Below are 26,728 nucleotides of genomic sequence, written 5' to 3' on the forward strand. Positions count from 1 at the left end.
AAGCGGTTGATTCATTCAACTGCGTGATCGAGCCTGCGCGCTCCTTCCCCTGGAATACTCCTCATGCGCACGCCGCCCGCACCGCTCAGCCTGATGGAACGCGACCGCCGCTGGGCCCTGGCCCGCGACCTCATGGCCAGTGAACGCCTCGATGCCCTGGTTGTGCATGGCGACCGGGAAGCCGCCGCACCGGCCGGGTTCTCGCCGGACTGCTACTTCACCAATGACCGGCCCGGCTCGATCGTGGTGTTCGTCGGCGACCAGCCGCCACGGGTGTTCACCTTTGCCTCGCTGATGATTGCCGACCACCTGCAGGCCTGCCTGCGCGGCGACCTGCAGTGGATCGCACCCGAACAGCTGTGGGTTGGAAAATCCGGTCTGGAGGTTGGCCGCTGGCTGCAGCAATGTGGCCTGCACACGGCACGTATCGGCGTGCTGGGGCTGGAGCCCTATCCACCGTTCTACTTCGACGGCGCGATGCCCGCGCGCACCCTGCAGGGCATGCAGGCGGCGGTGCCGAACGCGGAATTCGTACCGGTATATCGTGCGTTCTTCCAGCGCGCCTCGGTAAAGAGCCAGGAGGAACTGGCGCTGATTGCGCATGCCGCCTGGATCGGTGAATCCATGAGCGAGGCGCTGCGTGCCACTGCTCGCCCCGGTGTTTCGGAAGCCGAACTGGTTGCCGCAGTGACCGCCGACTGTTTCTCGCTGGGGGGCTATACCGCCGAGGTGTTGCTCGGCTCGGGTCCGGAGTATGTGGGCTGGGGACCACCCGCCTGGCAGTATCGTGCGCAGCCGCCGCGCATTCTGCGCGATGGTGATCTGGTGTTGTCGGAGATCTTCGCACTGTACGGGCTGATGGAAACCCAGCATCAGGCCGCGGTTGCCATTGGCGAGGTGCACGACGACATCCATCGCGCCGCTGCCGTCGCACGCAGCAGCTACGAAGCAGGCCTGTCCGCACTGCGCGTGGGCAATACCTTCGGCGATGTCGTCGACGCGATGGAAGCGCCCCTGCTGGAGGCGGGTGGCTGGCACGTGCACCCGTTGGTCCACAGCCTCAACCCCTATGGACCGATTGGCTTCGGCCGTGCACCGGGCATCGAAGCGCTGCCGGAGGCCGCGCGCTATGCGCACATCGCGCCGCTGCCGACTGTCGGGCGCGAACTGCCCCTTCAGGCCGGCATGTGCTTCGCCTTCGAACCGAACTGTGCATTCGGCCGGCACATGGCCAACATCGGCGGTACGGTCATCGTCGGCGCTGACGCGGGTACCGCGCTCAATGAAAACTCGACACGGCTGATGCAGGCCGATGCCTGAGTTCATCGCCCATCTGCAGACACCGGCACGGCGGCGCGCGGCCGAGACGCGCAGCGGGCAGACCCGAGCCCGACTGCTGCACGCGGGGCTGCAGCTGTTCAGCGCGTTCGGCGTGGAGGGTGTGCGTACCCGCCAGCTGGTGGACATGGCCGGCTGCAGCCAGTCAGCCATTCCCTATCACTTCGGTGGCAAGCAGGAACTGTATGCCGCCGTACTGCAGCGCTGCGCTCAAGCCATTGCCGAGCGATTGCCGCTGCCGGCAACGCCACCCAACGGCGCGCGGCAGGCCGCGCAGCAGCTGCAGCAGTTGATGCGGGCATTCGTCCAAGCCTTGCTGTCGGCGCCGGATGCGGGTCCACGCACGCTGCTGTTGGCGCGCGAACAGATCCAACCGACGGCCGCGTTCGCCAGCGCCCACCGTACGCTGTTCGAACCCTTGCACACGACGCTGGCCGCGTGCGTAGCGTGCCTGCGCGGCAGCGAACCATCCAGTGTCGAGACGGTGCTGCGTACCCACGCCCTGCTCGGCCAAGCGATCGTCTTCGCGGTCTCCCATGGGGCTCTGCAGGCGCGACTGAACCAGGGAGCTCCCTTGGCAGACGTAGAGACGATCGCGTCGGTGGTCAGTGGCATGGCACTGGCGGCAGCGAAGGCAGCACCTGACTGAATGGCTGCGTGATCAGCCCCGTGCGCAGGGCGCGTGAAAACCGGGGCGAAGATGGCGACCTGGACTTAGCGTGCGATGGCCAAGCATGGATGCCGTCGTCTACGAAGGCGACGCCCACACCGCAGGAGATTTCACATGACTGAGCAGAACCCGCGCAGCTCCAACCGGGGTTTCGCATCAATGGACCAGGAAAAGCAGCGCGCGATCGCTGCCAAGGGCGGGCGCGCCGCACATGCCTCCGGCAACGCGCATGAATTCAGTCCGGCCGAGGCACGTGTCGCAGGCCGCAAAGGCGGCGAGGCGATCAGCCGCAACCGCCAGCACATGGCCGAGATCGGTCGTGAAGGTGGACACGCTCGCCACGCCAATGCGCGCCAGCAGCAACAACAGCCTCAGGAGATCGAACGCACGGCAGCGGGTCCGCAACGCCAGCAGGGCTGAATGCAGCGCGTCAAGCCGGTGCGCGCTGCCGATACAGCCCGAGCGCCGCAAGCAGGGCCAGCGCACCGGCCACAGCCATCGCCCATCCGAAACCACTGGCCATCGCACTGCGATACCACGTCAGCATCTGCGGCGTGGCGTGCATCGAGCCTGGTTGCAGGATCAGTTCGCGCGCCTGTGCCGCCAGCTCCCGCTGCCCGGCCGCCTGCGCGGACGCGGCGAACTGCTGCACGGCGCGCTGGCCCATCAGGCTGCCCAGCAGCGCGATGCCCAGGCTCATGCCTGCCTGACGTAACGCGTTCATCGTGGCTGAGGCAATACCCGCGCGCTCGACCGGCGCGCTGGCCATGACCGCCATGCCGGTCGCCGGCACTGCCAGCCCCATTCCAATGCCAAGCAGCACCAGCACAGCACTGGAATAGGCGTGCGAAGTAGCCGGTTCGAACGTGGCCATCGCGCACAGCGCCGCCCCGGCCAGGGCATAGCCCAGCACCAGCGCGGCGTGCAGCCCGAGGTGGGCGACCAGACGCCCGAACAACAGCGAGACGGCACCCATCAACAGGAACTGCGGGGCCAACTGGGAGCCTGCCAGCGCAGCGTTGTGCCCCTGCGCCTGCTGGAAGAACAGCGACAGGAAGAACAGGCTGGCATAGGCAGTGAAGCCCAGCACGAACGAGGCCAGGTTGAACATGCCGAAGCGGCGGTCGGCAAACAGGTCCAGCGGCAGCAATGGGCGTGCCACCCGGCGTTCGACGATGCCGAACAGGATCAACCCGGCAGCTGCCACGCCCAGCGCCAGCAGCGTCACCGGGGCCAGCAGGCCATGCGCGCCGATCGCGATCAGGCCATAGCTCAGCGCACCCAGGGCGATGACGCTGAGCAGCTGCCCGGCAGGGTCCAGCGCAGCGTGCTGCGGATGCCGCCGCTCCGGAATTCCCCAGGCGCCCAGCGCCAGTGCGAGCAGGCCCAACGGCAAGTTGATCAGGAAGATGCTGGGCCATCCGACGCGCTGTACCAGCACGCCTCCCAGCAGCGGGCCAAGCACCAGGGCCAGCGCACTGAACGCCGACCAGCCACCGATCGCACGTGCACGTTGGCGCGCGTCGGGAAACGCGTGGCTGAGGATCGGCATTGCGCTGGGAATCAGCAGCGCGCCCGCGATGCCCTGCACCGCGCGTCCAGCCACCAGCGTCGCAAGATTGCCGGCACAGGCACAGAGCAACGAGCCAAGAGTGAAGGTGGCGACGCTGAGCAGCCACATCCGCCGATGACCGTAACGGTCCCCGAGCGGCCCCGCCGACAGCATCAGCGCCGACAACGCGATCGCATACGCATTGATCACCCACTGCAGGCCGGCCATGTCGGTATTCAACGCCTGCTGCAGGGTCGGCAGCGCGACGTTGACGATGCTGATGTCCAGCGACGCGAGGAACGTGCCGAGGTAGGCGGCCAGCACCAGGGCCGGACGTTGGAAACGCTGCATGGGTGGATCCCGGGGGAGGACGTCCGCGCATCGTAGCCATTGACTGACCGTCGGTCAATGACTGGCGGTCAGTCAATGCCGTAGGACAGCTAGAATGGCCACCGTCGCACCCGGACCTTGCCCACCATGCAGACCCCAGCTGTCGCCAGGCCTCGCACCAAGCCCGCGGAAACCCGTCAGGAAGAACTGATGGACGCCGCGCAGGCACTGTTCCTGTCAAAGGGGGTAGACGCCACCACCATCAGCGACATCGTCGCCGCGGCTGATGTGGCCAAGGGCACGTTCTATACCTACTTCGCCTCGCGCACCGAGATCCAGCAGGCGCTGGCACAACGCTACACGCGGCAGTTCATGGAAGCGGTCGACCAGACGGTGCAGCAGCAGCCCGACGGCGATGGCGTGGCACGCCTGCGTGCCTGGATCCGCGCCAACATCGAGCTCTACGTGCGCACCCATGCACTGCACGATGTGGTGTACGCCAACCATCACCACCACCAGCGCGGCAATGCCGAACGCAATGCGATCCAGCAGCAACTGCTGGGCATCCTCGAGGCGGGCAACGCCGCTGGACTGTGGCAGCTTCCAGCGCCGCAGGTCACCGCCTCGCTGATCTACGCCGGCGTGCACGGCGCCGCCGACGACCTGATCGCCACGCCGACACAGGATGCCGATGCGTTCATCGAAGCCGTGCAGGCCGATTGCCTGCGCATGGTCGGCGTGCCACCAACCGGTGCCAAACGTCGCTGACGGGCTTTCTGCTGCTCAGATGTGGGCGAGGATGTTCAACAACCGCCCGAACGGGTCACGGACGAAGAAGCGGCGCACCCCCCAGGGCTCATCGGCGGGGCCATATTCCAGCGGGATGCCGGCCGCGCGCATGCGCTCCAGTACCTGTTGCAGATTGTCCACTTCTATCGACAGGTCCGGCACTGCGGTGCCGGATCCCCCTTCAGTGGCAAAGCTGACCTGCGCCAGCGCGCTACCCTCGCCGCCATGGGTGACGATCCAGCCGTGGTCCATCACCACCGGCATGCCCAGTAGCTCGCCATAGAACGCTGCGGCACGCGCAGGGTCAGGCGTGGCGATGTTGGCGACGACACGTTTGACGGCCATGTGCGGCGGCTCCGATGCGATTCCCCATCCTCGCCGCTGCGTGCATGGCCTGCAAGCGTGCTCAGCCCAGATGGCTCATCGCAAGCTGGGTGATCGCGCTCTTCGGCAACGCGCCAACGGTGCGGGCCACCGGCTTGCCATCGCGCACCACCACCATGGTCGGAATGCTCATCACGCCGAACTCGTTGGCCAGCGCCGGCGATTCGTCGATGTTCACCTCAGCGAAATGAACCAGTCTGTTCAACTCATCCGCTGCCTGCTCGAACATCGGCTGCATCACCCGGCATGGGTGACACCACTCGGCCCAGAAACGGATTACGTGCACGCCCGGCGCGTTGCGTACGGCCATGTCGAAGTTGCCGCTGGTCAACTGGCTGATCATGTTCAAACTCCCTGCATCAGTTATGGAATGGACGCTCCATAAGTTGAGTGCCACCGGCTGACTTGTCAATGAATTCTGGAATGACTAGTCTTTAAGTCATTCCCCTGACCCTGGCTTACTCATGGCGCGCACTGGCCGCCCCCGCGAATTCGACCGCGACGACGCTGTGGAACAAGCGATGCTGTTGTTCTGGGAACGCGGCTACGAGGCAACCACGCTCAACGACCTGCGCAGCGCGCTGGGAGGGCTTTCGCCTGCAAGCTTCTATGCGGCGTTCGGCTCCAAGGAGGCGTTGTTCGGCGAATGCCTGTCGCTCTACATGCAGTCCTGCGGCCAGTTGGCCACTTTGCTGGCGGACACCACCGACGGCCCACGCGAGGCGATGCGACGCACCCTGCATGCCGCTGTGACCGCACAGACCTCGCGCACCCGCCCGCGCGGCTGCATGGCGGTACTGTCCGGCCTGAACTGTTTCGAAGGCCATGAGGACATCGCCGCACAGGTCGAGCAGGCGCGCCGGCAGACCAGCCAGGCCATCACCGCCTGCGTGCAGGCTGGCCGTGATGTGGGCGAACTTTGCCCGGACGTCGACTGCACCGCGCTGGCCACCGCCTTCGACGTGTTCCTCAAGGGCATCGCCATCCAGGCCCGGGATGGGCGCCGTGCCACCGAGCTGCATGCTGCCGTGGATGCGCTGATGGCGATCTGGGACTGCAACGCACTGCGGGCCGCGCGCCAGCACTGATCGCAGGCGTCCGTTGCACTGAAACAGAAGAGCCCCGTCAATGACGGGGCTCGCCATCAGGTCTGCGTTGCCACTGCTTACACGGCGCCGCAGCGATCCATGACGCAACGATCGTATTCGTACTGGCATTCCATCGCGTCACCGCCACCGGACAGACAGGCCTGGTAAGCCTTCCAACAGGGAAGATCGCATGGCGGAATCGGCCCAGCCACAGCAACCGAACCGCTGCAGGTCAAGGCGAACACCGCACCCACGATCATTTTCCTGAAAGTACGCATCGACATCACTCCTTGATAAGCCTGGTGAGCCCAGGCCGGGCCACGGTAGCGAGGCCCTCGGGAGATGGAGTGAACGCCCGTGTCACGGAACATTAACCTGTTCATTAAATTTCCTTAACACCACTGGGGGTGATCGGCGCGCTGCGGGGTTAACGGCCTTGTTGTCCGTCAATCAAGGAAGTTGTCCGATGAATCACCCGCTGCACGGCCGTTCGTCCCACTCCCGTTCTCCCCTGCACAGCCGCCTCGCGCTGGCGGTCACCAGCACATTGCTGCTTGCCAGCACGTTGCCCGCCATGGCCAACGACTCATTCGAGGTCTGGCAACAACAGCGCCAGTTGCAGGCGGCCTGGGCGCAACCAGGCGTCGGCGCGTCCGCAGCACCGACGGCCACCACGCCAGCGGCGGCCAACACGTCCGTTCTCGGCAACCCCGGCGATGCAGCCAGTTGGCGCAGCGATGAATTCAACGCTGACTGGGGGCTGGGTGCGATGGGGGCCGATTACGCCTATGCACGTGGACTGACCGGCCAGGGCGTACGTCTTGCCCTGTTCGATTCGGGCTCGGCACTGGCCCATCAGGAATTTGCGGGGCGCAATACGTCCAGCATCACCATCGGCGCGGACTGCGCCACGCCAGGCGTGGTGGCCGGTACCGGTGCCTGCGAACAAACCCGTGGCGAGCAGCCAGGCTACAACTACTACGGCCTTGGCCCCGGCGTTCCCGCCGCACTGGCCGCACGCCTGATCGCGGCAGGCCAGCCCTATGGCTTCAGCTACGCCGACCACGGCACCCACGTGCTGGGTACCATCGGTGCCAACCGCGATGGCAAAGGCATGCATGGCGTAGCATTCGGTTCGAACCTGACCGCAGCCCGTGTGTTTGGTGATACCTACTATGAGTGGCGCCTGGATCCGGACAACTTCTATCGTCCGCGCGCGCTATATCGCACCGATCCCGATGACACCGCTACCTTGGATATGTATGCGCAGATCCAGGCGCAGGGCGTGCGCGCCATCAACCACAGCTGGGGTATCTCTACCCGCAACATGACTGCTGCCGCGCTGGATGCACAGTATGCAGCGATCGGTGACGGCTACGGCGTGTATGGCAGCATCTACGCCAACGATGGCGATGCCCCCTCCTCCACCCTCATCCAGGTGTGGTCGGCTGGTAACGGCAGTGGCGCCGTCGCCGGAATCACGGCCGCCATGCCGCGCTGGAGGCCGGAACTTGAACCGTACTGGCTGGCCGTGGCCAACGTCCGCCGGCCCAACGCTGCTGCGGGCGAAACCGACTACGTGATCGATGGCAGTTCCAGCATCTGCGGCGTTGCCGCCAACTGGTGCATCTCGGCACCGGGCACCGACATCCTGAGCACCATTGTGTCCGGTGATATCCAGGGTCGCGTCGAGAACACTTCCGCCTATGTCCGCCTGATCATCGACAGCGAGAGCACCCAGTACGTCTATGGCACCAAGACGGGCACGTCGATGGCGGCGCCACACATCACCGGCGCGCTCGGCCTGCTGATGGAGCGCTTCCCCTATCTGGACAACGCCCAGGTCCGCGACGTGTTGCTGACCACCGCACGCGACCTGGGTGCAGCAGGCATCGATCCGATCTACGGCTGGGGCATGGTCGACCTGCGCAAGGCCATCGAAGGCTACGGTTCGCTGCGCGTGGATACCAACGTGGTGATGAACCAGAAGGCCGGTGGCCTGAAGGTGTGGGAAGGCGATGCCTGGGATGACTGGACCAACGACATCGGCGGCCCCGGCAAGCTGACCAAGTCCGGCATCGGCTGGCTGCGCCTGAGTGGTGGCAACACCTTCAACGGCGCAGTGCTGCAGGACGGCACGCTGGAATTGAACGGCACCAACACACTCACGTCAGCGGTCGAAGTCCAGGGTGGCCAGTTCCTGCTCAACGGCTCGCTGGTCTCCACCGCCCTGAACACCACCGGAGGCGTGAGCACGGTCAGCAGCAGCGGCCTGCTGAAGGGCAGCAACCTGACCGTCAACGGTGGCGTGGTGTCCTTCAACGGCACGCAGACCGGCGGCACCACCACGGTCGGTGCCAACGGCCTGCTGAAGGGCATCGGCACGCTGGGCAACACCCGTGTGGACGGCATCATCGCGCCCGGCAATTCGATCGGCACGCTGACCATCAACGGCAACTACGTGCAGGGCGCAACCGGCGTCTATGCCGCCGAACTTGCCCCGGGTGGCCGCAGTGACCAGTTGCACGTAACCGGCACCGCCACTCTCGGCGGCACCCTGGTCGCACTGCCGGAGCCGGGTACCTACTACCTCGGCGAGCAGTTCAATTTCATCCGCGCCGACGGCGGTGTCAGCGGCCAGTTCGCGAAAACCGACTTCAGCGCGTTCTCGCCGTTCCTGCAGTTCAGCCTGGCCTACGGTGCCAATGGCACCCGTATCGACGTGGCCCGTGGCGCCTCGCTGGCCAGCGCCGCCACCACGCCGAACCAGCGTGCGGCCGCGGCGGTGGCCGATGGACTGGCGATCAACCAGGGCCTGCCCAAGCCGCTGACCCAACTGTTCCCGCAACAGGTGGGTGGCGTGCTCGATGGCCTCAGCGGCGAGCTGCATCCGGCCACGGCGCTGGCCCTGGTCGAGGGCAGCCGCTATGTGCGCGATGCCGCACTGTCACGTCGTGCCGGTGCCACCGCACCCGGTGCCGATGCGGGTGATGCCACCGGCGCCTGGGTGCAGGCACTGGGCGGCAACAGCAAGCTGGATGGCAACAGCAACACCGCGCGCACCGACGCCAACAGCAACGGCCTGCTGGTCGGCATCGACCGCGAGTTCGGTGGCTGGCAGATCGGCGTGCTGGCCGGTACAGGCCGCACCGACGTGAAGCAGCAGGAGCGTCGTGCCAAGTCGAAGATCGACAACACGCACTTCGGCGCCTATGCCAGCCACACCTGGGGCGGCTTCGGCCTGCGTGGTGGCGTGGCATGGAGCCGCAACGAAGTGAAGAGCACGCGTGATGTTGCCTTCGCCGGCTTCAGCGACAGCCTCAGCGCGCGCTACAACGCACGTACGCGCCAGGCCTTCATCGAAGCGGGCTACCGCTTCGGCAATGCGGAAGGCGGGCTGGAGCCGTACCTGCAGGTCGCCCGCGTGGAAGTGGACCTGAAGCAGATCAACGAGCGTGGCGGCGCGGCCGCACTGCACGGCAAGGTGGACGACACCGGCACCACCATCGCCACCGCTGGCCTGCGCTTCGACAAGGGCCTGAAGGCATCGTTCCAGCAGGACAGCTGGCTGCACCTGCGCGGTGGCGTGGGCTATCGCCGCGCCTTCGGTGACCGCAGCCAGGTGGCCAACCTGGCCTTCGCCAACAGCAGCAACACCTTTGCAGTCGAGGGCGCACCGATTGCCGACAACGCCGTCGTGGCCGAGCTGGGCCTGGCGGCGTGGCTGACCCCGCGGCAGCAGCTGGAGCTGGGCTACAGCGGCCAGTTCGGCAGTGAAAGCCGCGACCATGGCGCCACCGCACGCTGGTCTGTGCGCTTCTAAACACGTGCTCTCTTGACGGGTTGGGGCGGCCTTGCGGCCGCCCCCTTTTTTGCCCGCCACCCAGCGTTATGCGCGATGCCGCAGCGCGGCGGCACCTGCCAGGCTGGCAAGTGGCAACAGCAACCCATAGGCCACCAACGGCCACACGGTATCGCCGGGCAGCACGAGGGTAACCAGCGTGCCGATGCCTGCCACGATCAGGCTCTGCACGGCGTAGTACAGGGCCACCGCCGTACCTGACGCATCGGCGAAATCACGCAGCGCGCCGCTTGCAGCCACCGAAACCACCATCACCAGCCCCACCGCGATGCCCCACATGGGCAGCACCACTCCGACGAACGAGGGAGGCCGCGCTGCGGCCAACGCCATCAGCAGTACCCCGGCCACCATCACCCACAGGCCACGCAGGAAGGTACCGCGCACGTTCCAGCGGGCAATGCACACGTTCGCCATCCGCGCCGTGACGATCATCACCAGCGCCACCGTGGCGAAGGCCAGGCTGAACGACAGCGGCGAGTACTGCATGCGCCCGACCAGCAGCCGGGGCGCGACCGAGAAGAACACGAAGAACGTGCCCATGCCCGCACTGAAGCCCAGCGTGTAGACCCAGAACGCGCCGCTGCCGAGGATGCGTCGTACCGCGGGTCGCGACGCGTCCCGGCACTGCGGGCGGGTTTCCTGCCAATGCCGTACCGCGCGCATGCCGGCGATCATGCCCAGTACGCCGAGCAGAACGAAGATCGCGCGCCAGCCGAAGGCGCCTGCCAGCAGCGCGCCGAGGATCGGTCCCAGCGCCGGCACGAAGGCCAGCATCGAGGCAAACAGCCCGTACAGCGACGCGCCTTCGGCTGTATCAGCATACACATCACGCACCGTGGCAAAGGTCGCCACCAATGCCGCCGACGCCCCCACCGCCTGTACGGTTCGCCAGGCCAGGAATGCCGCGCCACTGCTGGACATGGCCAGCGCGAACGACGAAAGCGCGAACAGCAACGCCCCCAGCAACAGGACCGGCCGCCGCCCGATGCGGTCGGACAACGGGCCGAACAGCAACTGGCCGAGGCCAAGTACCAGCAGGTAGATGCTCAAGGTGAGCTGCACCAGCGTCGGTGATGTCTGCAATGCCTGCGGCATCACCGGCACCACAGGAAGATAGATGTCCATGGCCAGCGAGGCCAGGAGGTCGAACGGCGCCATCAGCACAATGGCCGATGGCAGCGGGTGGGCCCAACGCGGGGCCTGTCGATTGAACATGGGGAGTCTCCGCCCAGAGTGAATCCGGCGGTGATCCATCCAATTCGCGTGCATCGCAGGGATGATCACCGCAACAACGTCTGCATCGTTGTTGCGGCTCAGCGAACTGTCTGCGGACCGTTCCCGTTGTTCATGGTGTCCATCGAATGCGAATGCAGGTGGCACCAGTGTAGCAATCGTCCACCTGCCGCGCGGCGCTCAGGCCAGGGGCAACATGTCGATGCGCCTGCACGGTGTCTCCTTCACCTGCTCGATCAGCCGCCGCACCACTGGCGAAGTCTCTGCCCGCCGGTACTGCACAGCGATGGTCGAGACGATGGTGGGGCCCGCCAGTGGCAGATAGATCATTCCGGGCAGCACCAGCGTGCGTTGCAGTACCGATGGCACGATCGCCACCGAACCAACGCCGACCGACACCTCGGCCAACACCGCCGCCAGATGCCCGGGCTGGGAACGGATACGTGGAATGAACCCGCCGCGGCGCCCGACTTCCATTGCGCCCACCGGCTGCTCCGGCATGACGAAACCCTCCCGGGCCAATGACGCCGGCTGCACCGGCGACCGGGCCTGCGCCAGCGGATGGGTTTCCGGCAGGGCCACGCAGAACTGGTCTTCGACCAGGGTGTGTTCGCCGAAACTGTCGGGCACATCCATCGGAGGCCGGCAGAACACCACATCCACCCGTCCTTCCTGCAGCAGCTGCGGGAGCTCGCCCATCGGCCATTCGCTCACCTGCAGTTCCACGCCCGGGTAGCGGCTGCGGAACCGGCTGAGCTGATCCTGCAATGCTCCGGCATACAGCGCCGAGCCGACGTAGCCGATCTCGATCTTGCCGATCTCACCCCGCCCCGCGCGCCGGCCCAGGGTTTCGGCCTGTTCGAACCGGCGCAGCACATCACGGGCTTCCGCCAGGAACACCTCGCCTGCCGAGGTCAGCAGCACCTCGCGCCGGCCGCGGTCGAACAGGCGCGTGCCGAGCCGACGCTCGATGTCCTGGATCTGCACGCTCAGCGTGGGAGTGGCAATTCCCAGGCGCAGGGCCGCACGACCGAAGTGCAGTTCCTCGGCCAGGGTGACGAAGTACTCCAGGTGACGGCGTTCCATGGGCGGCATTTCGTTAGGTTAAAGCTAACGTAACCAGAAAACACCGAGAATGAAACAAACACCGATCATTGATGGAATGGCCGTCCTCCCCTTCCTGCGAGTGACCGGTGCCGCCCTCTCCTCCCCCTTCGCCTGCACGGCACACGCTGCCTGACGCGGTCCTGCTGGTGGCCTCGCTGGGCTGCACGATGACCGTGCTGGAGACCAATGCCGTCGCGGTCGCATTGCCCAGCATCGCGCGTGACCTGCACGCTGGATTCGCGGATATCGAGTGGGTGATCAGTGCCTACATCCTGTCCTTCACCTCACTGCTGCTGCCCGCCGGTGCTGTCGCCGACCGCTACGGCCGCCGCCGGGTGCTGCTGATCGGCATCAGCCTGTTCGCCCTCACCTCTCTGCTCTGTGCACTGGCGCCCGGTGCTGCCCTGCTCTACCTGGCGCGGGCTCTGCAGGGCATTGGCGCGGCCTTTCTGCTGGCACCCTCGCTGTCGATCATCGGCCACACGTACCACGAGGGGGCCGCCAAGGACACTGCATGGGCGTTCTGGGGCACAGCCATGGGCGTGATGATGGTGCTCTCACCGCTGATCGGCGGCGTGCTGTCCGCACTCTGGGGCTGGCGCGCGGTGTTCGTCGCGATCCTGCCGTTCCTGGGCCTGCTCGGCTACGGCACGCTGCGCTGGATACCCGAGTCGTCAGACAGCGTGGTCCGCCCGCTCGATCCACCCGGCATCATCACGTTCAGCGCTGCCATCTTCGGCATCGTGTTCTTCCTGGTGGAAGGACTGGCAGAAGGATGGACATCGGCCCCGGCGCTGATGGGGCTGGGCCTGGCCATCATCATGGCTGTTGCCTTCGTCATCGTTGAACGGGCACGGTCACATCCCATGGTCGATCTCGGGCTGCTGGCCAGTCCGCGTTTCGTCGGCGCACTCATTGCCATGGTCGGCTATTCGGTCAGCGCACAGGTGATGGCATCGATGCTGCCGCAGTACCTGCAGAACGGCATCGGCCTGAGCGTACTGGCTGCCGGTGCTGGCATGCTTCCGTTCGCTGCGGCGATGCTGCTGTTTCCCAGCGTGGGCCGGCGGCTCGGTCGCCATCTGACCAGTCCGGCGGTGCTGGCGATCGGGCTGTCGGTCACCGCCGCGGGCAATGCCGTGGCCGGACTGGCCGCGTGGCAGCACCTGCCGTGGCTGGCACTCGTCGCAATGGTGGTGATCGGTGCCGGCGGCGGCATCCTCAATGGCGAGACATCCAAAGCCATCATCGGCGCGGCACCGCGCGAGCGCGCCGGCATGGCCTCCGGCATCAGCGCGACCACGCGCTTTGTCGGCATCCTGCTCGGATTCACCGTACTGTCCAGTGCCTTGAGCCTGGGCATCCGCAGCGCACTGTCCGCGGCGGTTCCCGCGCGCAACGTACTGCCCATGGCCGATGCGATCGCTACCGGCACCTTCGCCGATGCGCGCACCGCCGCCTTCGCACAGGCGATCTACAGCCATGGATTTGCCAGTGCACTGTGGACGTCGGCCATCGCCGCGCTGCTGGCCAGCCTTGCGGTGTTGCTGCTGGGCCGTAGCACCACGCGGCGATGATGTTGGAGCGCTGGTTGCAAAGATGGCCGGGGCAGCCACGCTGCCCCGACCGTGGCGGCCCCGGGGAGAAGGCCGCCGATGATCGTCAGGCCGCCTTCATGGCGTGCTTGCGAGCACGCATCACGTTATGGCACTCCTGCACTTCAGGCAGAAGCTGGGTGACTTCCTGGCGCACGGCCGGCGGCAGTTCGTTATCCTTCAGCACGTCCTTGAACGCGCCAAGCAGCCGGTCTTCGGACTCTTCCAGCTCGGCCACGTAACCATAGTTGGTGTCGCCGAATGCAGCGCGGACCTTGCCATAGAACTGCTGCATCGAACCGACCACGGTGCCGTGCTCGGCCGGCTTGCCACCGCTGGCAGCAACGGAGCCACTCAGTGCGGCGACGATGCGGCCCTTGACGCCGGCAATACGAGTGAACAGGGCCGACAGTTCGGCATCCTTCACCTTGGTCGCAGCTTCCTCGTAGAACGACTTTCCGTCGCGGGCGATCTCGATCAGATCGTTGAGGCGGTGTTCGATGGTGGACTGGGTGCTCATGGAATCGCTCCTGTGTGCTCGATGGTCTATGGAGAATGACAGCGCGAGTGCGTTGCCTTCGGGACCACTGTGGAGGTTTGAATGTGCCGATTGGGTGAGTACGAATTGATGCATGCATCACCACCCTCAACGCGCCCTGACTCCTTCATCCCGTCGCATTTCCGCGTTCACAGTACCTGAGCAGAACGCCGACGATTCACCATGGCGCGATGACGATGATCAGCGTCACCAACAGTGCGATGGCAAGCACCAGCAACAGCACATGCCACTGCTTCCACGTGGGTCTTGGTTTGCCGGGGGTATTCATCGGATGTCTCCTGGAGTCTGTCATCAGCCCGCAGCCAGACTGAAGCAGAGCACCCTTGGTGCGCGTCGCGGTTTCGTGCATGGCCTGTGCATGAACGCTGTATCCGGCGCGCGACGATAACGCGTCCATAACGTAATCGAGTTGTAAACGGAGTGTTAGGTTCCTTCCGATTCCGCACAGCGGGATTTCAGATCGGTTTCCACGCAGCGATGCGGAAACCCATTCAACTGGATTTGGAGAGAGCCAAATGCACTACAAGTACACCCTGCTTTCCCTGGCAGTGGGCACGGCCTTGGCCGCGGCCTGGTCACCGGCCGCGCATGCGCAGGATGACAGCGATAGAACACCGAAGAACCTCGATCGCATCCAGGTTACCGGTTCGGCCATCCGCAGCGTGGATATCGAAACGCAGCAGCCGATCATCGCCATCACCCGCGCGATGATCGAGCAGCAGGGCTTCACCACCATCGCCGACCTGCTGCAGAACCTGACCTCCACCGGCGCGCCGACCATCTCTCGCGTGCGCGCGCGTTGGCGTCCGGCGAGAACGTTGGCGGCTACTACGTCAACATCCGCAATCTGGGTGCCACGCGCACCCTGGTTCTGGTCAACGGCAAGCGGCTCGGCGCGACCACCAGCGGCCTGCAGGATCTCAGCCAGATTCCGATGAGCGCGGTGGAACGCATCGACGTGCTGAAGGACGGCGCCTCCTCGCTGTACGGCTCGGATGCAATCGCTGGCGTGGTCAACATCATCACCCGCAAGAACTACGAAGGCCTGGAAGTGTCCATGCAGCACGGGCAGTTCAGCCAGGGCGATGGCAAGGACAGCACGTTCTCGCTGGTCACCGGCGCCCGTGGGGAGCGTGGCGGGTACACGCTCGCACTGGAATACCAGAAGTCAGACCCGGTGTTTGCCCGCGACCGGGAGTTCTCCCGGTACGGCGGCGCCGGCCCCAACTACCCGGGCGCGGACTGGAGCAACATCAGCCAGAACGGTTCGTGGTGCGACCCGGCGCTCTACAAGTGCAATACCGGTGATGCCGTATTCAAGACCCTCAATCGTGGCGGCGATCCGAAGAATCCGAACGACTACCACCCGATCACGCCGGCCGAGTTCGCCAACGGCAACGACCAGATGCACCTGCAGACCGGCATCGAGCGCCGCTCGCTGTTCCTGAGCACGGACTATGCGCTGACCGACCAGATCAAGTTCACTGCCGACATCGGCTACAACGAGCGCACCACCGACCAGCAGATCGCGGGCTACCCGTACCAGTCGACCAAGTTCGGCACGCCCCTGGACGCGGCCAGCGTATTCAACCCGCTCGACCACGGCATCGCGTTCAATCGCCGCCTGTGGGAAGTGCCGCGCACGACCGAAAGCAAGCTGAAGTCGCTGCGGGTTGCACCCAGTCTGTCCGGCTACTTCGAGCTGGGGACCAAGACGTACGACTGGGAAGTCGGCGCGTTGTTCAACCGCAATGAAGTTACAAAAACAGGCCGTGGCGACATGAGCCTGATCGCTTCCCGGCAGGCATTGGGGCCCTCCTACCTCGATGCCAACGGTGTGGCCCGGTGTGGCACGGCGGCATCGCCGGTCTCGGGTTGTCTGGCCTGGAATCCTTTGCTGCCGTTCGGGGTCGCGGGGGCTGGCTCTCTCTCCGATCCCGAACTGCAGCGCTTCTTGTTCCCGACGTTCAACGATACCGGCATCACCAAGACCCGCAGTTACTTCGCCAACATCTCCGGCCCGGTGATCGAACTGCCTGCCGGTGACCTGTCCGTCGCCCTGGGGTATCAGTACCGCAAGGAAGAAGGCCGCTTCGTGCCCGATGCCTTCGCCCAGTCGCGCCAGAGCACTGCACTGGGCGCATCCACCACCGCCGGTGACTACAGCCTCAACGAGTTCTTCGCCGAAGTGAACGTGCCGATCCTGCGCGACCTGCCGTTCGCCAAGGAACTGACCGTGAACCTGGCTACGCGCTACTCCGACTACAGCAACTTCGGCAGCACCACCAACTCCAAGGCGAGCTTCGCCTGGCGTCCGATCGAAGAGCTCATGATCCGTGGCACCTTCGCCGAAGGCTTCCGCGCACCGAGCATCTCCGATCTGTATGGCGGCCTGGGAACCAGCTTCGAAACCTATGTCGACCCGTGCGGCATCGGCGCCACCAACAGCGTCAACGGCAATGCCGCCTGCAACGCCGCCGGCGTCCCGCTGGGCTACCAGCAGCTGAACCAGAGCCTGAAGCCCTGCGCCAGCTATCCGTGCGCCACGCCTGACGAGTTCACCACCGGCTCCGATCCGAAGCTGCGCCCGGAAGAGTCCAAGAGCAAGACCGTGGGCGTGGTCTGGAGCCCGCGCTGGGTGGACGGGCTGGACATCAACCTCGACTGGTACAGCTACAAGATCACCAACATGATCATCCAGGACAGCGTCGACCGCATCCTGCGTGACTGCTACGTGCTCGGCAACGCTTCGCGTTGTGGCAGCGTCAAGCGCGCTGGCGATGGCCACATCACCAGCATGTTCTACGGTCTGGCCAATCTGGGCTCGATGGAAACCGAAGGCTGGGACCTGGGTATCCGCTACCGCCTGCCCGAGTTCTCGTTCGGCCGCTTCACCATCGACCTGCAGAACAGCTATGTCTCCAAGTACGACGAGGAGAACCAGAACTCGGCCGGCGATACGATCATGATGGGCCGGATCGGCCAGCCGGGCATTTCCCGCCTGCGCTCGAACCTGGGTGTGAACTGGCAGCTCGGCAACTTCAGCACGCAGTACACCGTGCGCTACTACTCCGGCATGGTTGAAAACTGCGTACCGAACCGTCCGTGCACCCTGCCCGACCGCTACGCCTACGGTGAACCGGATGCCCTGCGCAAGGTCGGCTCCAATGCCTTCCACGACATCCAGGTCAGCTACAAGCTGCCGTGGGACGGCACCGTGGCGCTGGGTTCGAACAACGTGTTCAACCACCAGGGCCCGATCATGTTCTCCAAGCCGTCCAGCTCCTTCCCCTATTACGGCGGCTTCGATATCGGCCGCACCGTGTACGTGAAGTACTCGCAGCGCTTCTGACGGGCAGGTCCGTGCTCGTGGCCGGCGGAAGGGGAGTCCGCCGGCCACGATGCACACCGCCTCCACCCAATCTCCATCGTTTTTCGACGGAATCTCCAAGGTTCCCGGCAACACTTGATGTCATGACGGCTAAGGAGCAGGACCGCATGGATCGCCACGCGCCCCGACACTGCACACCCGTCTCCAGGTTCACCACTGAATGTGACGGTGTGGCCGGGTTCCGATCTTCCGGACATGCCGCCGCAAGGGAAGTACGAGATGACGACGGCAGTTCGCACCGGCCTGACCGACCTGGTCGCTGACGCGCAGCGGTACCTGCGCAGGATTCTTCCCGGGCTCGCCTCGGCAGTGCATCCACTTGCTTCATTGCATGCCATTCCCCACGCGATGGCATCGCGCTACCACCTCGCCGGGCTGATGCTGTACGGGGAAACCCCCGCCATGCTCGCCGTGGCCCGCGAGCCGGGCGAATCCAGCACCCGTGTGATCCAGGATGTGCGCTGCCTGCGCTCTGCAGCGAATGCACTGGTGCTGTACGTATCGCCCTATCTCACGCCGACCCAGCGCCGCTTCCTGGTCGAGAACCACATCGACTTCGTGGTCCCGCACACCCAGTTGTTCGCGCCGAGCCTGGCCATTGAGTTCCGCGACGACCCCGATCATGAGAAGAAAGCCATCTCGCTGCTGCCTTCGGCGCAGGCCGTACTGATCCACGTGCTGCTGAGCGGCCAGTCGCGCTGGTGGTCGCCGCGCGAGATCAGTGCCGTCGCCGGCTACACCTCGATGACGGCGTCGCGCCTGTCTGCCGAACTGGTCGGTCGCGGCCTGGTTGAACGCTCCACCGGGGGCCGCGAGCGCTTCCTGAAGCTGGCCGGCAACCGCGACGAGGTCTGGGCCAGGGCACAGCCGTTCCTGCGTTCCCCCATCCTGAAGGAAGTGGATGTCTGCTGGGGCTCGACCGCCGAGGCACTCCGCGATGCGGGGCATCCGGCGCCGATGGCAGGCCTCGATGCGCTTGCTGAAACGTCACCGCCCCCGATCGGTGGCACCCGCGCACTGCACATCGATGCGTGGCGGTTGCTGGGCGCACTTCCCATGCCCGGCCCGGACTGCCTTCAGAGCGCACGGCTGCAGATCTGGGCCTATCCGCCGGCATTCACCAGTATTGGCGATGTGGTGGATCCGCTTTCGCTGTATCTCAGCCTGCAGGGCAAACGCAGCCATGATGCAGACGCGCTGCAACAGCGGGTGGAACAGGCGCTGAGCGGAGACACGTATCCCGCATGACCGAAGCCCTATGCGGGCTGCTCGCTCGGCACTGCGGCGGCGCGCCTGGCGCTGTACTCGGCGAACACCACGCCGGACACCGCCAGCAGGCCACCGCCCAGTACCCAGCCACTGAGCGATTCTCCCAGCAGCAGTACAGCCAACGCGGCGGTCACGATTGGCACCAGGTTGAAGAAGCCAGAGACGCGCGCAGCGCCCAGGCGTGACAGTCCGGTCATCCAGGTCAGCGGCGCCAGGATCGAAGCGCACACGGCGGCGAAGCCGATGCAGCCGACCGCCGTGAGGTTGTTCACCCCGGTGCCGACCAGCAGCTGTACCGGCAACAGGATCAGCGATGCAGCGATGGCCTGCAGGAACAGCGACTCCAGCACCGACAGCGGAATCTTCCAGCGCTGCATCAGCACGTTGTAGGCGGCGAAGGCCAATGCGCCGATCAGCATGATCGCGTCGCCGCGGTTCAGGCCCTGCGCCGCCAGCCGTGCCAGGTCGCCCTGCGAGACCACCGCCACCACACCGGCAGTGGAGATCACCGCGCCAAGAATGGAAGTGCCTCGCACCGGATGGCCCATGAACACGCGCGACAGCGCCAGCGCGATCAACGGAATCAGCGCCTGGATCACCCCCATGTTGGTGGCCGAGGTGAAGTGCGCCGCATAGTAGGCCAGGCACTGGTACATCACCCCACCCAGGCAGCCCAGCACCAGGAAGCGCCCGAGATTGGCGCGCACGGTCGGCAGGTTTTCGCGCAGACGTGGCAGCGCCAACGGCAGCAGGACCACCGCCGCGACCAGCCAGCGGAAGAAGCCGATGTCGATGGGACCGACCGAGCCCGAAGCAAGCTTGGTAACGATGGTGTTCGCGCCCCACAGCAGGCAGGCGAGGATCGGGAAAAGATAGTTCACGGAACGCGGGTGTACGTGGGGGATTGCCCAGCGTACGCTTGGCGCATATCGAGGACATCCCGAAAATGCGCCACACCGACCCCGGCTTGCGGCAACCGATGGAGCCAATCCCCACCTTCTGCCAGCTGCCCGGTCCGATCTACTTCCGGCAGGGTGCGATGGAGCCCACGGACTGGGGCACGCACAGCCATCCGTGGGGCCAGTTCAACTTCGTCGCGCAGGGTGTGATGGAGATGAAGATCGACGGCGAATGGATGGTGTCCCCGCCGTACTACGCGATCTGGATTCCACCGGGAATGGCCCACTACTCGCGCAACCGCTCGCAGCTGGCCTACCGCTCGGCCTATCTGTCGCCGGCCTTGTCACGCCGCTTGCCTGATCGCTGCCGTGCACTGGAAGTCAGCCCGCTGCTGCGCGAGCTGCTGCACGAACTGGCACGGCAGGGCGTGACCGATCCGCAGACCCCGGCCCAGCGGCGCATGGCCGCCGTGGTGATCGACCAGATCGTCAATGCCGCCGTACTGCCCAGCTTCCTGCCGATCGCCAGCAGCGATGCACTGAAGCAGGTGATGGCGTACATGGAGAAACACCTGTCGATGGCCGAATCGGTTGCCGAAATCGCGCTGCGCCACCACATGAGCGTGCGCAAGCTCGAACGCCTGGCACGTAGCGAGCTGGGCATGTCGCTCGGCGACTGGCGTGGACGGGTGAAGTTCGTGCGCGCCACCGAGGCGCTGTGCACCCGCCGGCCGATCAGCCGGATCGCCGAGGAGCTGGGCTATTCCGGCGTCAGCGCCTTCGCCGAGATGTTCAAGCGGCACGCGCAGTGCACGCCGGATCAGTACCGGAAGCTGCATCGGGCGGGGTGAGGCCGGCCTAGAGAGCGATCAGCAGGTCCACAAGCAGCCTCGGCAGGAACAAGGCGGCCAGAACGCAGGCAAACAGGATGAGAATGACCTTTGCCGTCAATGGGCGACGGCGGGGATTGCTGAAATAGAGGTGCAGATCGCGCAGTTCATCTTCCAGTCCCCTCCGCACGCCTGCGTTCTGTGTACCGGGTTCGAGCAGCTGTCGCTCAAGCGCCTTCAGGCGCTTCATCAGCTCACGCGGCGGTGTAGCCCGCAGGATCAGCTGATTGAGCTCCTGAAGCCGGCGCGACTGCGGCATCAGCGCTGCCACGAGATCATCCGGCGGAAGCTGTGAGACCCATCGCTGGGCGTCCGCATCCATCTCAGCCTGCAGCACATCGCGTTGCTGCTGCAGTTCGGCCAGGGAAGTGCGGCGCTGCCACATGAGGAGGCACAGGTGTGGTGGGTGGCGGGCAGTGTATCGCCCGCCGTCCCGGGAAGGGTGTCGATTTCCCGCCCCGTCGTTCGTCGGAACAGGAAAGGCAGGCCCTTCGACCTGCAGGAGTGCCACGATGTGCCCGATCCTCACCGCCTTCGCCACTTCCCCGGACCGCGGCCAGGGCCTGGCCCGTGACATGCGCGTGCGCTGGGCGCTGGAGGAGCTGGGCGTGCCCTACAACGTGCAGCTGCTCGGCTTTGCCGAGCTGAAGCAGCCCGCGCACCTGGCCCGCAACCCCTTCGGGCAGATCCCCACCTGGCAGGACGGCGGCCAGATCCTGTTCGAATCCGGCGCGATCGTGCTGCACCTGGCCGAGCAGCATGCCGGCCTGCTTCCTGCTGATCCAGATGCACGCATGCGCGCGATCATGTGGGTGTTCGCTGCATTGAATACGGTGGAGCCGCCCATCGTCGAGCGCTCGATGGCCTGGGTGCTGGAGCACGAGCAGCCCTGGTATGCGCAGCGCCTGCCGATGCTCGATGAGCGTGTGCGTATGCGGCTGGCGCAGCTGTCCGCCTGGTTGGGATCGGCGTTGTGGCTGGAGGGCGAGTTCAGCGCCGGCGACCTGATGATGGTTTCGGTGCTGCTGCGCCTGAAGAGCAGCGGCCTCCTCGATGAGTACCCGCAGGTGGTGGCCTATGTGGGCCGTGCAACGCAGCGCCCCGCCTACCAGCGTGCGTTTGCTGCGCAGCTGGCGGTGTTCCAGAACGCCTGACGCTACGCCCGTGGGCAGGCTTCAGTGCAGACTACGCCGACATGCGGCCTGCACCAGCATCAGCTGCGCCACCAGGATCAGCATCGCGCAACCTGACAGCAGCCACGGGTCGATATACCACTGCGCGTTGAAGCTGAAATCTCCGGCGGAAATACGCTTCCAGCCGTTGAAGTGCTGCATCGCCGCGACCACGAATGCGAAGCCGCCCGCGGTATACGACAACCACGGCACGATGAGGCCGCCCGGTCGTGCAAACAGCGTCAGCACACCCAGCACGCCGATGACCGTGCGCTGCACGCGGCAGTACGGGCAGACATAGGCCATCCCGCTCCATTCCACCGCCCAGGCCAGCAGGCTGACCAGCACCGCCGCGCCTGCCGCGATGTAGAGGACTCTGGGTGAGATCGTCATGCTGCCATCGTGTGCCATCCCGTGTTCCTTCGTTCAAAGACCCCGGCAGGGTAGCAGCGCGGCAGGTTCAATCCTTCTTGAAAACCGTGCGCTTGCCGATCGGGCTGCTCTTGCGCGCCGTCGGCCGGGCCAGGCCGGGAATCAGGAAGTCGGTCACCTTGTGGCCCTTCTGCACCTTGGACGCCAGCCAGCGCGGCATGCGCCCGCGGCCGGACCAGGTCAGGCGTTTGTACTCCGGGTCACGGTACTTGGCAGCCACTTTCCCGGTTCTGCGCCGTGCCGGTTTCCGGCGCGGTGCGGCCTCTTCGTTCGCCTCTCCGCCGAACAACTCTTCGAGGGTATACCCCGCTTCTGCTGCTGCGGCCTTCAACATCCGCCGTACCGCACTGGCCGGACGGCGGCTGGATATCAGCTGTTTCCGCTGTTCAGCGGCAACCACCAAGGCGCCCAGCTCCCGAAGGCTGAGCGATTCAATATCAATCGTCATGGGAGAAAGGTCTCCTGCGGACGGCCAGCTGTCAAGGCGCCTTGCCCTTGGCGTAGACACGGGCTTCACTGCCCGTGGGCTCCGATCGCCTTCGCCGGCCATCTCCGAGGACACCGACGTGAGCCACTCATCCCATTCGCTCGCTTACCTGCTTGCACGCATCCTGCTGATGGCGCTGTTCCTCATCTCCGGCCTGGGCAAGCTCGGTGATCTCAGCGGCACCCAGGGCTACATGGAAGCGATGGGCGTGCCCGGCATCCTGCTCTGGCCGACCATCGCCTTCGAGATCGGCAGCGGACTGTGCATCCTGCTTGGCTTCCAGACCCGGCTGGTGTCGATCGTGCTGGTGGGTTTCAGCCTGGTCACCGCTTTCATCTTCCATCACAACTTCGCCGACCAGACCCAACAGATCATGTTCCTGAAGAACCTGGGGCTGGCCGGTGGCTTCCTGCTGCTGGCCTGCACCGGGGCCGGGCGGTACAGCATTGATGGCAGGGGGCGGCGCGGGTAAGCGCCGATCGGCGACCCGCACGTGCTAGCGCCGAAGTTCAGCCTCCGGCGCCAATGCGTGGATCACCTTGCCCTGCGCATCGAGGAACTCGATCGCGCCGTAGCCTTCCGCAGTGACAGTCAGCCGCAGTCGCGTGCGGTCTGCCTTGTCGTTCAAGGCAATGGCCGGCGTGCCGTCAGGCCCGACCACCAGACCGATGCGGGTCGGTGCTTGCACCCCAGGAATCAGCTTGTTGCCCAATGCAGGCTCACGGATCAGTTTCGGCGCCTGGTTGATCGAAAAACTCACCGCACCATCGGGTGATACCCGCCAGCCGATCGCATCCATCGCCGGATGGTCCAGCGCAAGCACCGCCATGCCGCCGTCGACATCGGCGGTGCCGAAGCCACCGCGTTCGCTGCCTTGGTCGTCGTACAGCACCATGCCGGCCACATTGAAGGCGCGCTTGTACTGCAGGCCATCGATGATCGGTGCCGGTGTCTTTCCGGACAGCGTCATGCGGATCACCCCCGTGTCATCGACGATATCGATGCGCCGTGCGGTGATGCGCTCGTGGTCCGGTGTTGCTACGCGCGTCTGCGGTGCCTTGTCGACGATCAGGCGTTGCAGGGTGTCAACCGACGGGCGCTTGGGTGAGTCGGACGGCTCGGCAGCGGCAGGCAGTGCCGCAAGGGTAGTCAGGGCGACGAACATACGGGCACTGCGCTTCATGCGGGCTCCTTGTCGTACGGATCGGCGGAAGCCGCATCATGCCACCCTTGCAGCGCCCTCTCATGAGGGAGGCGGAGTTTCCGGCAGCTGGAGCCCCTGTGCCAGGGCGAATGCACGTGACGCGCGCCAGTACGCCTCAGGCGGCCTCTGCAGTTCGGGCCGGCTCCAGTAGTCATTGATGTGCAGCACGCTCATCACGTCGACCCATGCAGCGCGCGCATCGTGGACGCACATGCGCCAGCGATGATGCGGCGGAAAGTACGCGTAGTACTCAAGCGCCTGCCGCTGTGCCTGCTCTTCGTCAATCCCTGCCTGATGGATCAACGTCCACGCATGCATATGGCGCGCGTGCGCAAGCGCACCGAGATACTCATCCTCATCCAGCAAGGGAATCGGCTCGCCGCGCGCCAGGCACAGCGCGTCCGATTCGGTGTCGTACTCCAGCGACGGCTGCAACAGTTCCGGGTTCTGGTGCCAGTACCCTTCGCCCAGCACATGCAGCATCGCCCAATGCCAGGGCTCGTCGTGGAAGAGCAGTTCGTGCTCGTATTCGTGGCCGGCGGCCTGGTCCGGATAGCGTTCGCGTGCCTGTTCGATTGCCAGCGCTTCGGGAATCTGGCCGTAGCGCACCAGGCACCAGGCGAACAGATGCCGGCTGTCTTCGATTTCAGTGGTGAAGTCTTCCACCGGGGCGCGGGTGTCGGGCATGTTCGATCCTTGCGTGTGGATCAGATGTTGCCTTGAAGGCAGACCAGCAGCCGTTCATGCATGCTGGGTTGGTGGGCCCACCAGGATTCGAACCTGGAACCAAGGGATTATGAGTCCCCTGCTCTAACCGTTGAGCTATAGGCCCTGCGCAGCTTTACAGTGTAGTGGAGCCTGCGCTCAACCGGCTACCCGCCGGCGCCAAGACACACTGAAAAACCCTCAGCCATCGCTGCGCAACGCCACGCGCCCAGGCTTGCGCAACAGCTGGCTCACCCAAACCGCGCGCCCATCTCCCGCACCCGCTCGGCGTTCGCCCCCGCCAACGACCGCATTGCCGGCGACTGGATCCGCCCGTCAACAGCCACGCACTGCCAGAATGCTTCAGCCACCGGTGCCGCCCAGCGCAGATGCTGCAGATCACCACTGCCCAGCGGCGCGACCGGCGACAGCGGCTCGTCCGCGCGCAACACGCCCAGCTTTGACGGCGCCAGCGACATCGGCAGCATGTCGTAGACCGGCGCCAGCGGCAGCGGGCCGCGATCAATGAAGTGGAAGGCGATGTTGCCGTGGTGCATGTCGCTGTTGCCGATCAGCCGCCCGAACGCATGGCGTCGACCCATCGCCTGCACGGTGTCGGCCGTCAGCCAGCCTTGATCACGCAGTTCGGCGCCTGCAACCGGCCACGCTGGGGTGACCTCGCCGGTGAACGCAGACGATAGCGACAGCAGCGAGACCAGGCCTCGCCGCCCCAGCAGATCGGGCGTGCGGTCGAAGCGCTCGATTTCCAGGAAGGTGTGCGTGGGCGACTGCAGCAGTTCGCTGGACGCCGCGGCTTGTCCGGACTCGCGCAGGGCCTCAAGCGCCAGATGTTCGCAGACCAGCAGATCGCTCCAGCGCTGGGCGGCGGCGCCTTCATCGGGCTGCGCGAACTTGACCAGGACCGAGCGGCGCCTGCCGTAGTCCTCTACGGTGGCGGTGAACTTGGGTTGCTCGCCACCCGGCGAGGAGCCCACGTCCTCTCCGTCCAGCGCAGCACGCGCACGCTCGCGATACTGTGCAAGACGATCGTCGGCCGCAACCCGATCGATCGGCACCTGCAACGTCTCCATCGCCGCCTCCACGGCGGCGGTACCGAGCAGCAGATCGCCCGCTTCAGTCCCGCCAGCGGTTACCAGGGCCATCAACACATCGTCCGGTTGCCAGCTCTTGAGGTCCTTCGGCAGGCCGAGCGCCTGCGCACGGCCATGGGCGAAGCTGCGACCAAGAAATCCCTGCGGTCGCAGGTCATCCAGGTACCACGGCAAGTCAGGAAAGAAGGCGGCAACGTCACCTTCGGGCGCGCGTCGCAGGTTCGGGCAGTCAGGCCCGGCATCGACGTGGAAGCCGCCTCCTACCAGCGCAATTACCCGCCCCAGCTCCTCCAGCGTCGCATCTTCGCGCAACCGGTACAGCGGCCATTCGCTGCCGGCCCGGGTGGGCCGCCGCAGCGCATAGGCGGTTGCCCGGGTGCTGCCCATGCGCACCACCTGCGGGCCACTGGCGGCCACCAGCCGGCTGAGCGCCATCCGGTCCACCCCCAGACGTTCGGCCAGCGCCGCGGCAGGTAGCGGCTGGCCGGGGGCCAGCTGAGCGATCAGATCCAGTACCTGTGGGCGTTGAGCGCGTGGCATGTGCATTACGTAATACGAAATTTGTTACGTAATTAGCATCAAAAAAGCGGGACTGCAAGCGCGGCCGTGCACCTATGAGCTTGAAAATAATGGGCATATTCACGAAGAGCCAGCTTCGAC

At 65.5% G+C, this 26,728-nt stretch carries 25 protein-coding genes, 1 tRNA gene and 1 pseudogene; 12 read left to right on the forward strand and 15 right to left on the reverse strand.

The genetic code is table 11. From position 1 onward, the window contains the following. The first annotated feature begins 63 nt into the window (after nucleotides 1-63). From ACZK3W_RS19400 to ACZK3W_RS19410, 3 genes are all read left to right on the forward strand, one after another. Nucleotides 64-1,320, forward strand: a complete 1,257-nt coding sequence (locus tag ACZK3W_RS19400; protein ID WP_180837301.1) for a M24 family metallopeptidase — start codon at nucleotides 64-66, stop codon at nucleotides 1,318-1,320. After that, the gene (locus ACZK3W_RS19405) at nucleotides 1,313-1,987 is read left to right on the forward strand and encodes a CerR family C-terminal domain-containing protein (RefSeq protein WP_346485205.1); all 675 of its coding nucleotides are present in this window, start codon (nucleotides 1,313-1,315) and stop codon (nucleotides 1,985-1,987) included. Before ACZK3W_RS19400 ends, ACZK3W_RS19405 begins: the two co-directional genes overlap by 8 nt. Before the next feature lie 135 nt (nucleotides 1,988-2,122). Then, on the forward strand, nucleotides 2,123-2,428 hold the full coding sequence (locus tag ACZK3W_RS19410) for a KGG domain-containing protein (RefSeq protein ID WP_032128582.1): 306 nt from the start codon (nucleotides 2,123-2,125) through the stop codon (nucleotides 2,426-2,428). Nucleotides 2,429-2,438: 10 nt separating this feature from the next. Here ACZK3W_RS19410 and ACZK3W_RS19415 read toward each other — a convergent pair whose 3' ends face one another. After that, a complete protein-coding gene (locus ACZK3W_RS19415; RefSeq protein WP_478450201.1) occupies nucleotides 2,439-3,911 on the reverse strand; it encodes an MFS transporter in 1,473 nt (490 codons plus the stop codon). A gap of 126 nt (nucleotides 3,912-4,037) precedes the next feature. On the opposite strand from ACZK3W_RS19415, the gene ACZK3W_RS19420 reads away from it, so the two are divergent. Next, entirely contained in the window at nucleotides 4,038-4,658 is a 621-nt protein-coding gene (locus ACZK3W_RS19420; RefSeq protein ID WP_125892340.1) for a TetR/AcrR family transcriptional regulator, read from the forward strand. Between the two features lie 15 nt (nucleotides 4,659-4,673). Here the strand turns inward: ACZK3W_RS19420 and ACZK3W_RS19425 are convergent, their stop codons facing one another. Further along, nucleotides 4,674-5,024, reverse strand: coding sequence for a VOC family protein (locus ACZK3W_RS19425; RefSeq protein WP_049423747.1), 351 nt, complete (start codon nucleotides 5,022-5,024; stop codon nucleotides 4,674-4,676). A 61-nt stretch (nucleotides 5,025-5,085) separates the two neighbouring features. Beyond that, on the reverse strand, nucleotides 5,086-5,406 hold the full coding sequence (gene trxA, locus ACZK3W_RS19430; RefSeq protein WP_125892338.1) for a thioredoxin: 321 nt from the start codon (nucleotides 5,404-5,406) through the stop codon (nucleotides 5,086-5,088). 121 nt (nucleotides 5,407-5,527) lie between these two features. On the opposite strand from trxA, the gene ACZK3W_RS19435 reads away from it, so the two are divergent. Beyond that, entirely contained in the window at nucleotides 5,528-6,151 is a 624-nt protein-coding gene (locus tag ACZK3W_RS19435; RefSeq protein WP_125892336.1) for a TetR/AcrR family transcriptional regulator, read from the forward strand. 77 nt (nucleotides 6,152-6,228) lie between these two features. On the opposite strand, the gene ACZK3W_RS19440 is transcribed toward ACZK3W_RS19435, so the two are convergent. Further along, nucleotides 6,229-6,429: a hypothetical protein gene (locus tag ACZK3W_RS19440; RefSeq protein ID WP_125892384.1), complete on the reverse strand. Its 201-nt coding sequence runs from the start codon at nucleotides 6,427-6,429 to the stop codon at nucleotides 6,229-6,231. 188 nt (nucleotides 6,430-6,617) lie between these two features. On the opposite strand from ACZK3W_RS19440, the gene ACZK3W_RS19445 reads away from it, so the two are divergent. Beyond that, the gene (locus tag ACZK3W_RS19445; RefSeq protein ID WP_478450202.1) at nucleotides 6,618-9,974 is read left to right on the forward strand and encodes an autotransporter domain-containing protein; all 3,357 of its coding nucleotides are present in this window, start codon (nucleotides 6,618-6,620) and stop codon (nucleotides 9,972-9,974) included. A gap of 66 nt (nucleotides 9,975-10,040) precedes the next feature. Here ACZK3W_RS19445 and cml read toward each other — a convergent pair whose 3' ends face one another. Beyond that, nucleotides 10,041-11,228 carry a CmlA/FloR family chloramphenicol efflux MFS transporter gene (gene cml, locus ACZK3W_RS19450; RefSeq protein ID WP_125892332.1) on the reverse strand — a complete coding sequence of 396 codons (1,188 nt, stop codon included), beginning with the start codon at nucleotides 11,226-11,228 and terminating at the stop codon, nucleotides 10,041-10,043. A 198-nt stretch (nucleotides 11,229-11,426) separates the two neighbouring features. Beyond that, nucleotides 11,427-12,332, reverse strand: coding sequence for a LysR family transcriptional regulator (locus tag ACZK3W_RS19455; RefSeq protein ID WP_032128595.1), 906 nt, complete (start codon nucleotides 12,330-12,332; stop codon nucleotides 11,427-11,429). Between the two features lie 107 nt (nucleotides 12,333-12,439). Here ACZK3W_RS19455 and ACZK3W_RS19460 point away from each other — a divergent pair, with 107 nt between their 5' ends. Next, complete coding sequence (locus ACZK3W_RS19460) at nucleotides 12,440-13,930, forward strand: MFS transporter (RefSeq protein WP_478450203.1); 1,491 nt, start codon at nucleotides 12,440-12,442, stop codon at nucleotides 13,928-13,930. An 85-nt stretch (nucleotides 13,931-14,015) separates the two neighbouring features. Here ACZK3W_RS19460 and ACZK3W_RS19465 read toward each other — a convergent pair whose 3' ends face one another. After that, a complete protein-coding gene (locus tag ACZK3W_RS19465) occupies nucleotides 14,016-14,468 on the reverse strand; it encodes a PA2169 family four-helix-bundle protein (RefSeq protein WP_005419568.1) in 453 nt (150 codons plus the stop codon). Between the two features lie 554 nt (nucleotides 14,469-15,022). Here ACZK3W_RS19465 and ACZK3W_RS19470 point away from each other — a divergent pair. Continuing rightward, nucleotides 15,023-17,859 (forward strand): annotated as a pseudogene (locus ACZK3W_RS19470) (TonB-dependent receptor). 258 nt (nucleotides 17,860-18,117) lie between these two features. Continuing rightward, entirely contained in the window at nucleotides 18,118-19,146 is a 1,029-nt protein-coding gene (locus ACZK3W_RS19475) for a hypothetical protein (protein WP_478450204.1), read from the forward strand. 8 nt (nucleotides 19,147-19,154) lie between these two features. Here ACZK3W_RS19475 and ACZK3W_RS19480 read toward each other — a convergent pair whose 3' ends face one another. Beyond that, a complete protein-coding gene (locus ACZK3W_RS19480; protein ID WP_253143463.1) occupies nucleotides 19,155-20,048 on the reverse strand; it encodes a DMT family transporter in 894 nt (297 codons plus the stop codon). 65 nt (nucleotides 20,049-20,113) lie between these two features. Here ACZK3W_RS19480 and ACZK3W_RS19485 point away from each other — a divergent pair, with 65 nt between their 5' ends. Further along, a complete protein-coding gene (locus ACZK3W_RS19485; RefSeq protein ID WP_478450205.1) occupies nucleotides 20,114-20,917 on the forward strand; it encodes an AraC family transcriptional regulator in 804 nt (267 codons plus the stop codon). A 7-nt stretch (nucleotides 20,918-20,924) separates the two neighbouring features. On the opposite strand, the gene ACZK3W_RS19490 is transcribed toward ACZK3W_RS19485, so the two are convergent. After that, complete coding sequence (locus tag ACZK3W_RS19490; RefSeq protein WP_478450206.1) at nucleotides 20,925-21,341, reverse strand: hypothetical protein; 417 nt, start codon at nucleotides 21,339-21,341, stop codon at nucleotides 20,925-20,927. A 127-nt stretch (nucleotides 21,342-21,468) separates the two neighbouring features. Between ACZK3W_RS19490 and ACZK3W_RS19495 the strand changes: the two genes are divergently transcribed. Beyond that, complete coding sequence (locus tag ACZK3W_RS19495) at nucleotides 21,469-22,110, forward strand: glutathione S-transferase family protein (protein ID WP_049461990.1); 642 nt, start codon at nucleotides 21,469-21,471, stop codon at nucleotides 22,108-22,110. A gap of 21 nt (nucleotides 22,111-22,131) precedes the next feature. Here ACZK3W_RS19495 and ACZK3W_RS19500 read toward each other — a convergent pair whose 3' ends face one another. Continuing rightward, nucleotides 22,132-22,539 carry a hypothetical protein gene (locus ACZK3W_RS19500; RefSeq protein WP_197615586.1) on the reverse strand — a complete coding sequence of 136 codons (408 nt, stop codon included), beginning with the start codon at nucleotides 22,537-22,539 and terminating at the stop codon, nucleotides 22,132-22,134. Between the two features lie 49 nt (nucleotides 22,540-22,588). Further along, nucleotides 22,589-23,008 (reverse strand): H-NS histone family protein, encoded by a 420-nt coding sequence (locus tag ACZK3W_RS19505; RefSeq protein ID WP_012512202.1) that lies wholly within the window; start codon nucleotides 23,006-23,008, stop codon nucleotides 22,589-22,591. A 118-nt stretch (nucleotides 23,009-23,126) separates the two neighbouring features. Here ACZK3W_RS19505 and ACZK3W_RS19510 point away from each other — a divergent pair, with 118 nt between their 5' ends. Further along, nucleotides 23,127-23,519: a DoxX family protein gene (locus ACZK3W_RS19510; RefSeq protein ID WP_121504312.1), complete on the forward strand. Its 393-nt coding sequence runs from the start codon at nucleotides 23,127-23,129 to the stop codon at nucleotides 23,517-23,519. Between the two features lie 24 nt (nucleotides 23,520-23,543). Here ACZK3W_RS19510 and ACZK3W_RS19515 read toward each other — a convergent pair whose 3' ends face one another. The 4 genes from ACZK3W_RS19515 to yjjJ all read right to left on the reverse strand — a co-directional run bounded on the left by ACZK3W_RS19515 (nucleotide 23,544) and on the right by yjjJ (nucleotide 26,608). Further along, a complete protein-coding gene (locus tag ACZK3W_RS19515; protein ID WP_329913775.1) occupies nucleotides 23,544-24,230 on the reverse strand; it encodes a hypothetical protein in 687 nt (228 codons plus the stop codon). Between the two features lie 60 nt (nucleotides 24,231-24,290). Continuing rightward, nucleotides 24,291-24,938, reverse strand: a complete 648-nt coding sequence (locus ACZK3W_RS19520) for a hypothetical protein (RefSeq protein WP_369353370.1) — start codon at nucleotides 24,936-24,938, stop codon at nucleotides 24,291-24,293. A gap of 69 nt (nucleotides 24,939-25,007) precedes the next feature. Further along, nucleotides 25,008-25,083: transfer RNA gene (locus ACZK3W_RS19525), tRNA-Ile, on the reverse strand. Between the two features lie 124 nt (nucleotides 25,084-25,207). Further along, entirely contained in the window at nucleotides 25,208-26,608 is a 1,401-nt protein-coding gene (gene yjjJ / locus ACZK3W_RS19530) for a type II toxin-antitoxin system HipA family toxin YjjJ (protein WP_285303466.1), read from the reverse strand. Nucleotides 26,609-26,728 lie beyond the last annotated feature (120 nt).

The organism is Stenotrophomonas sp. 80084_Sma (assembly GCF_056481995.1).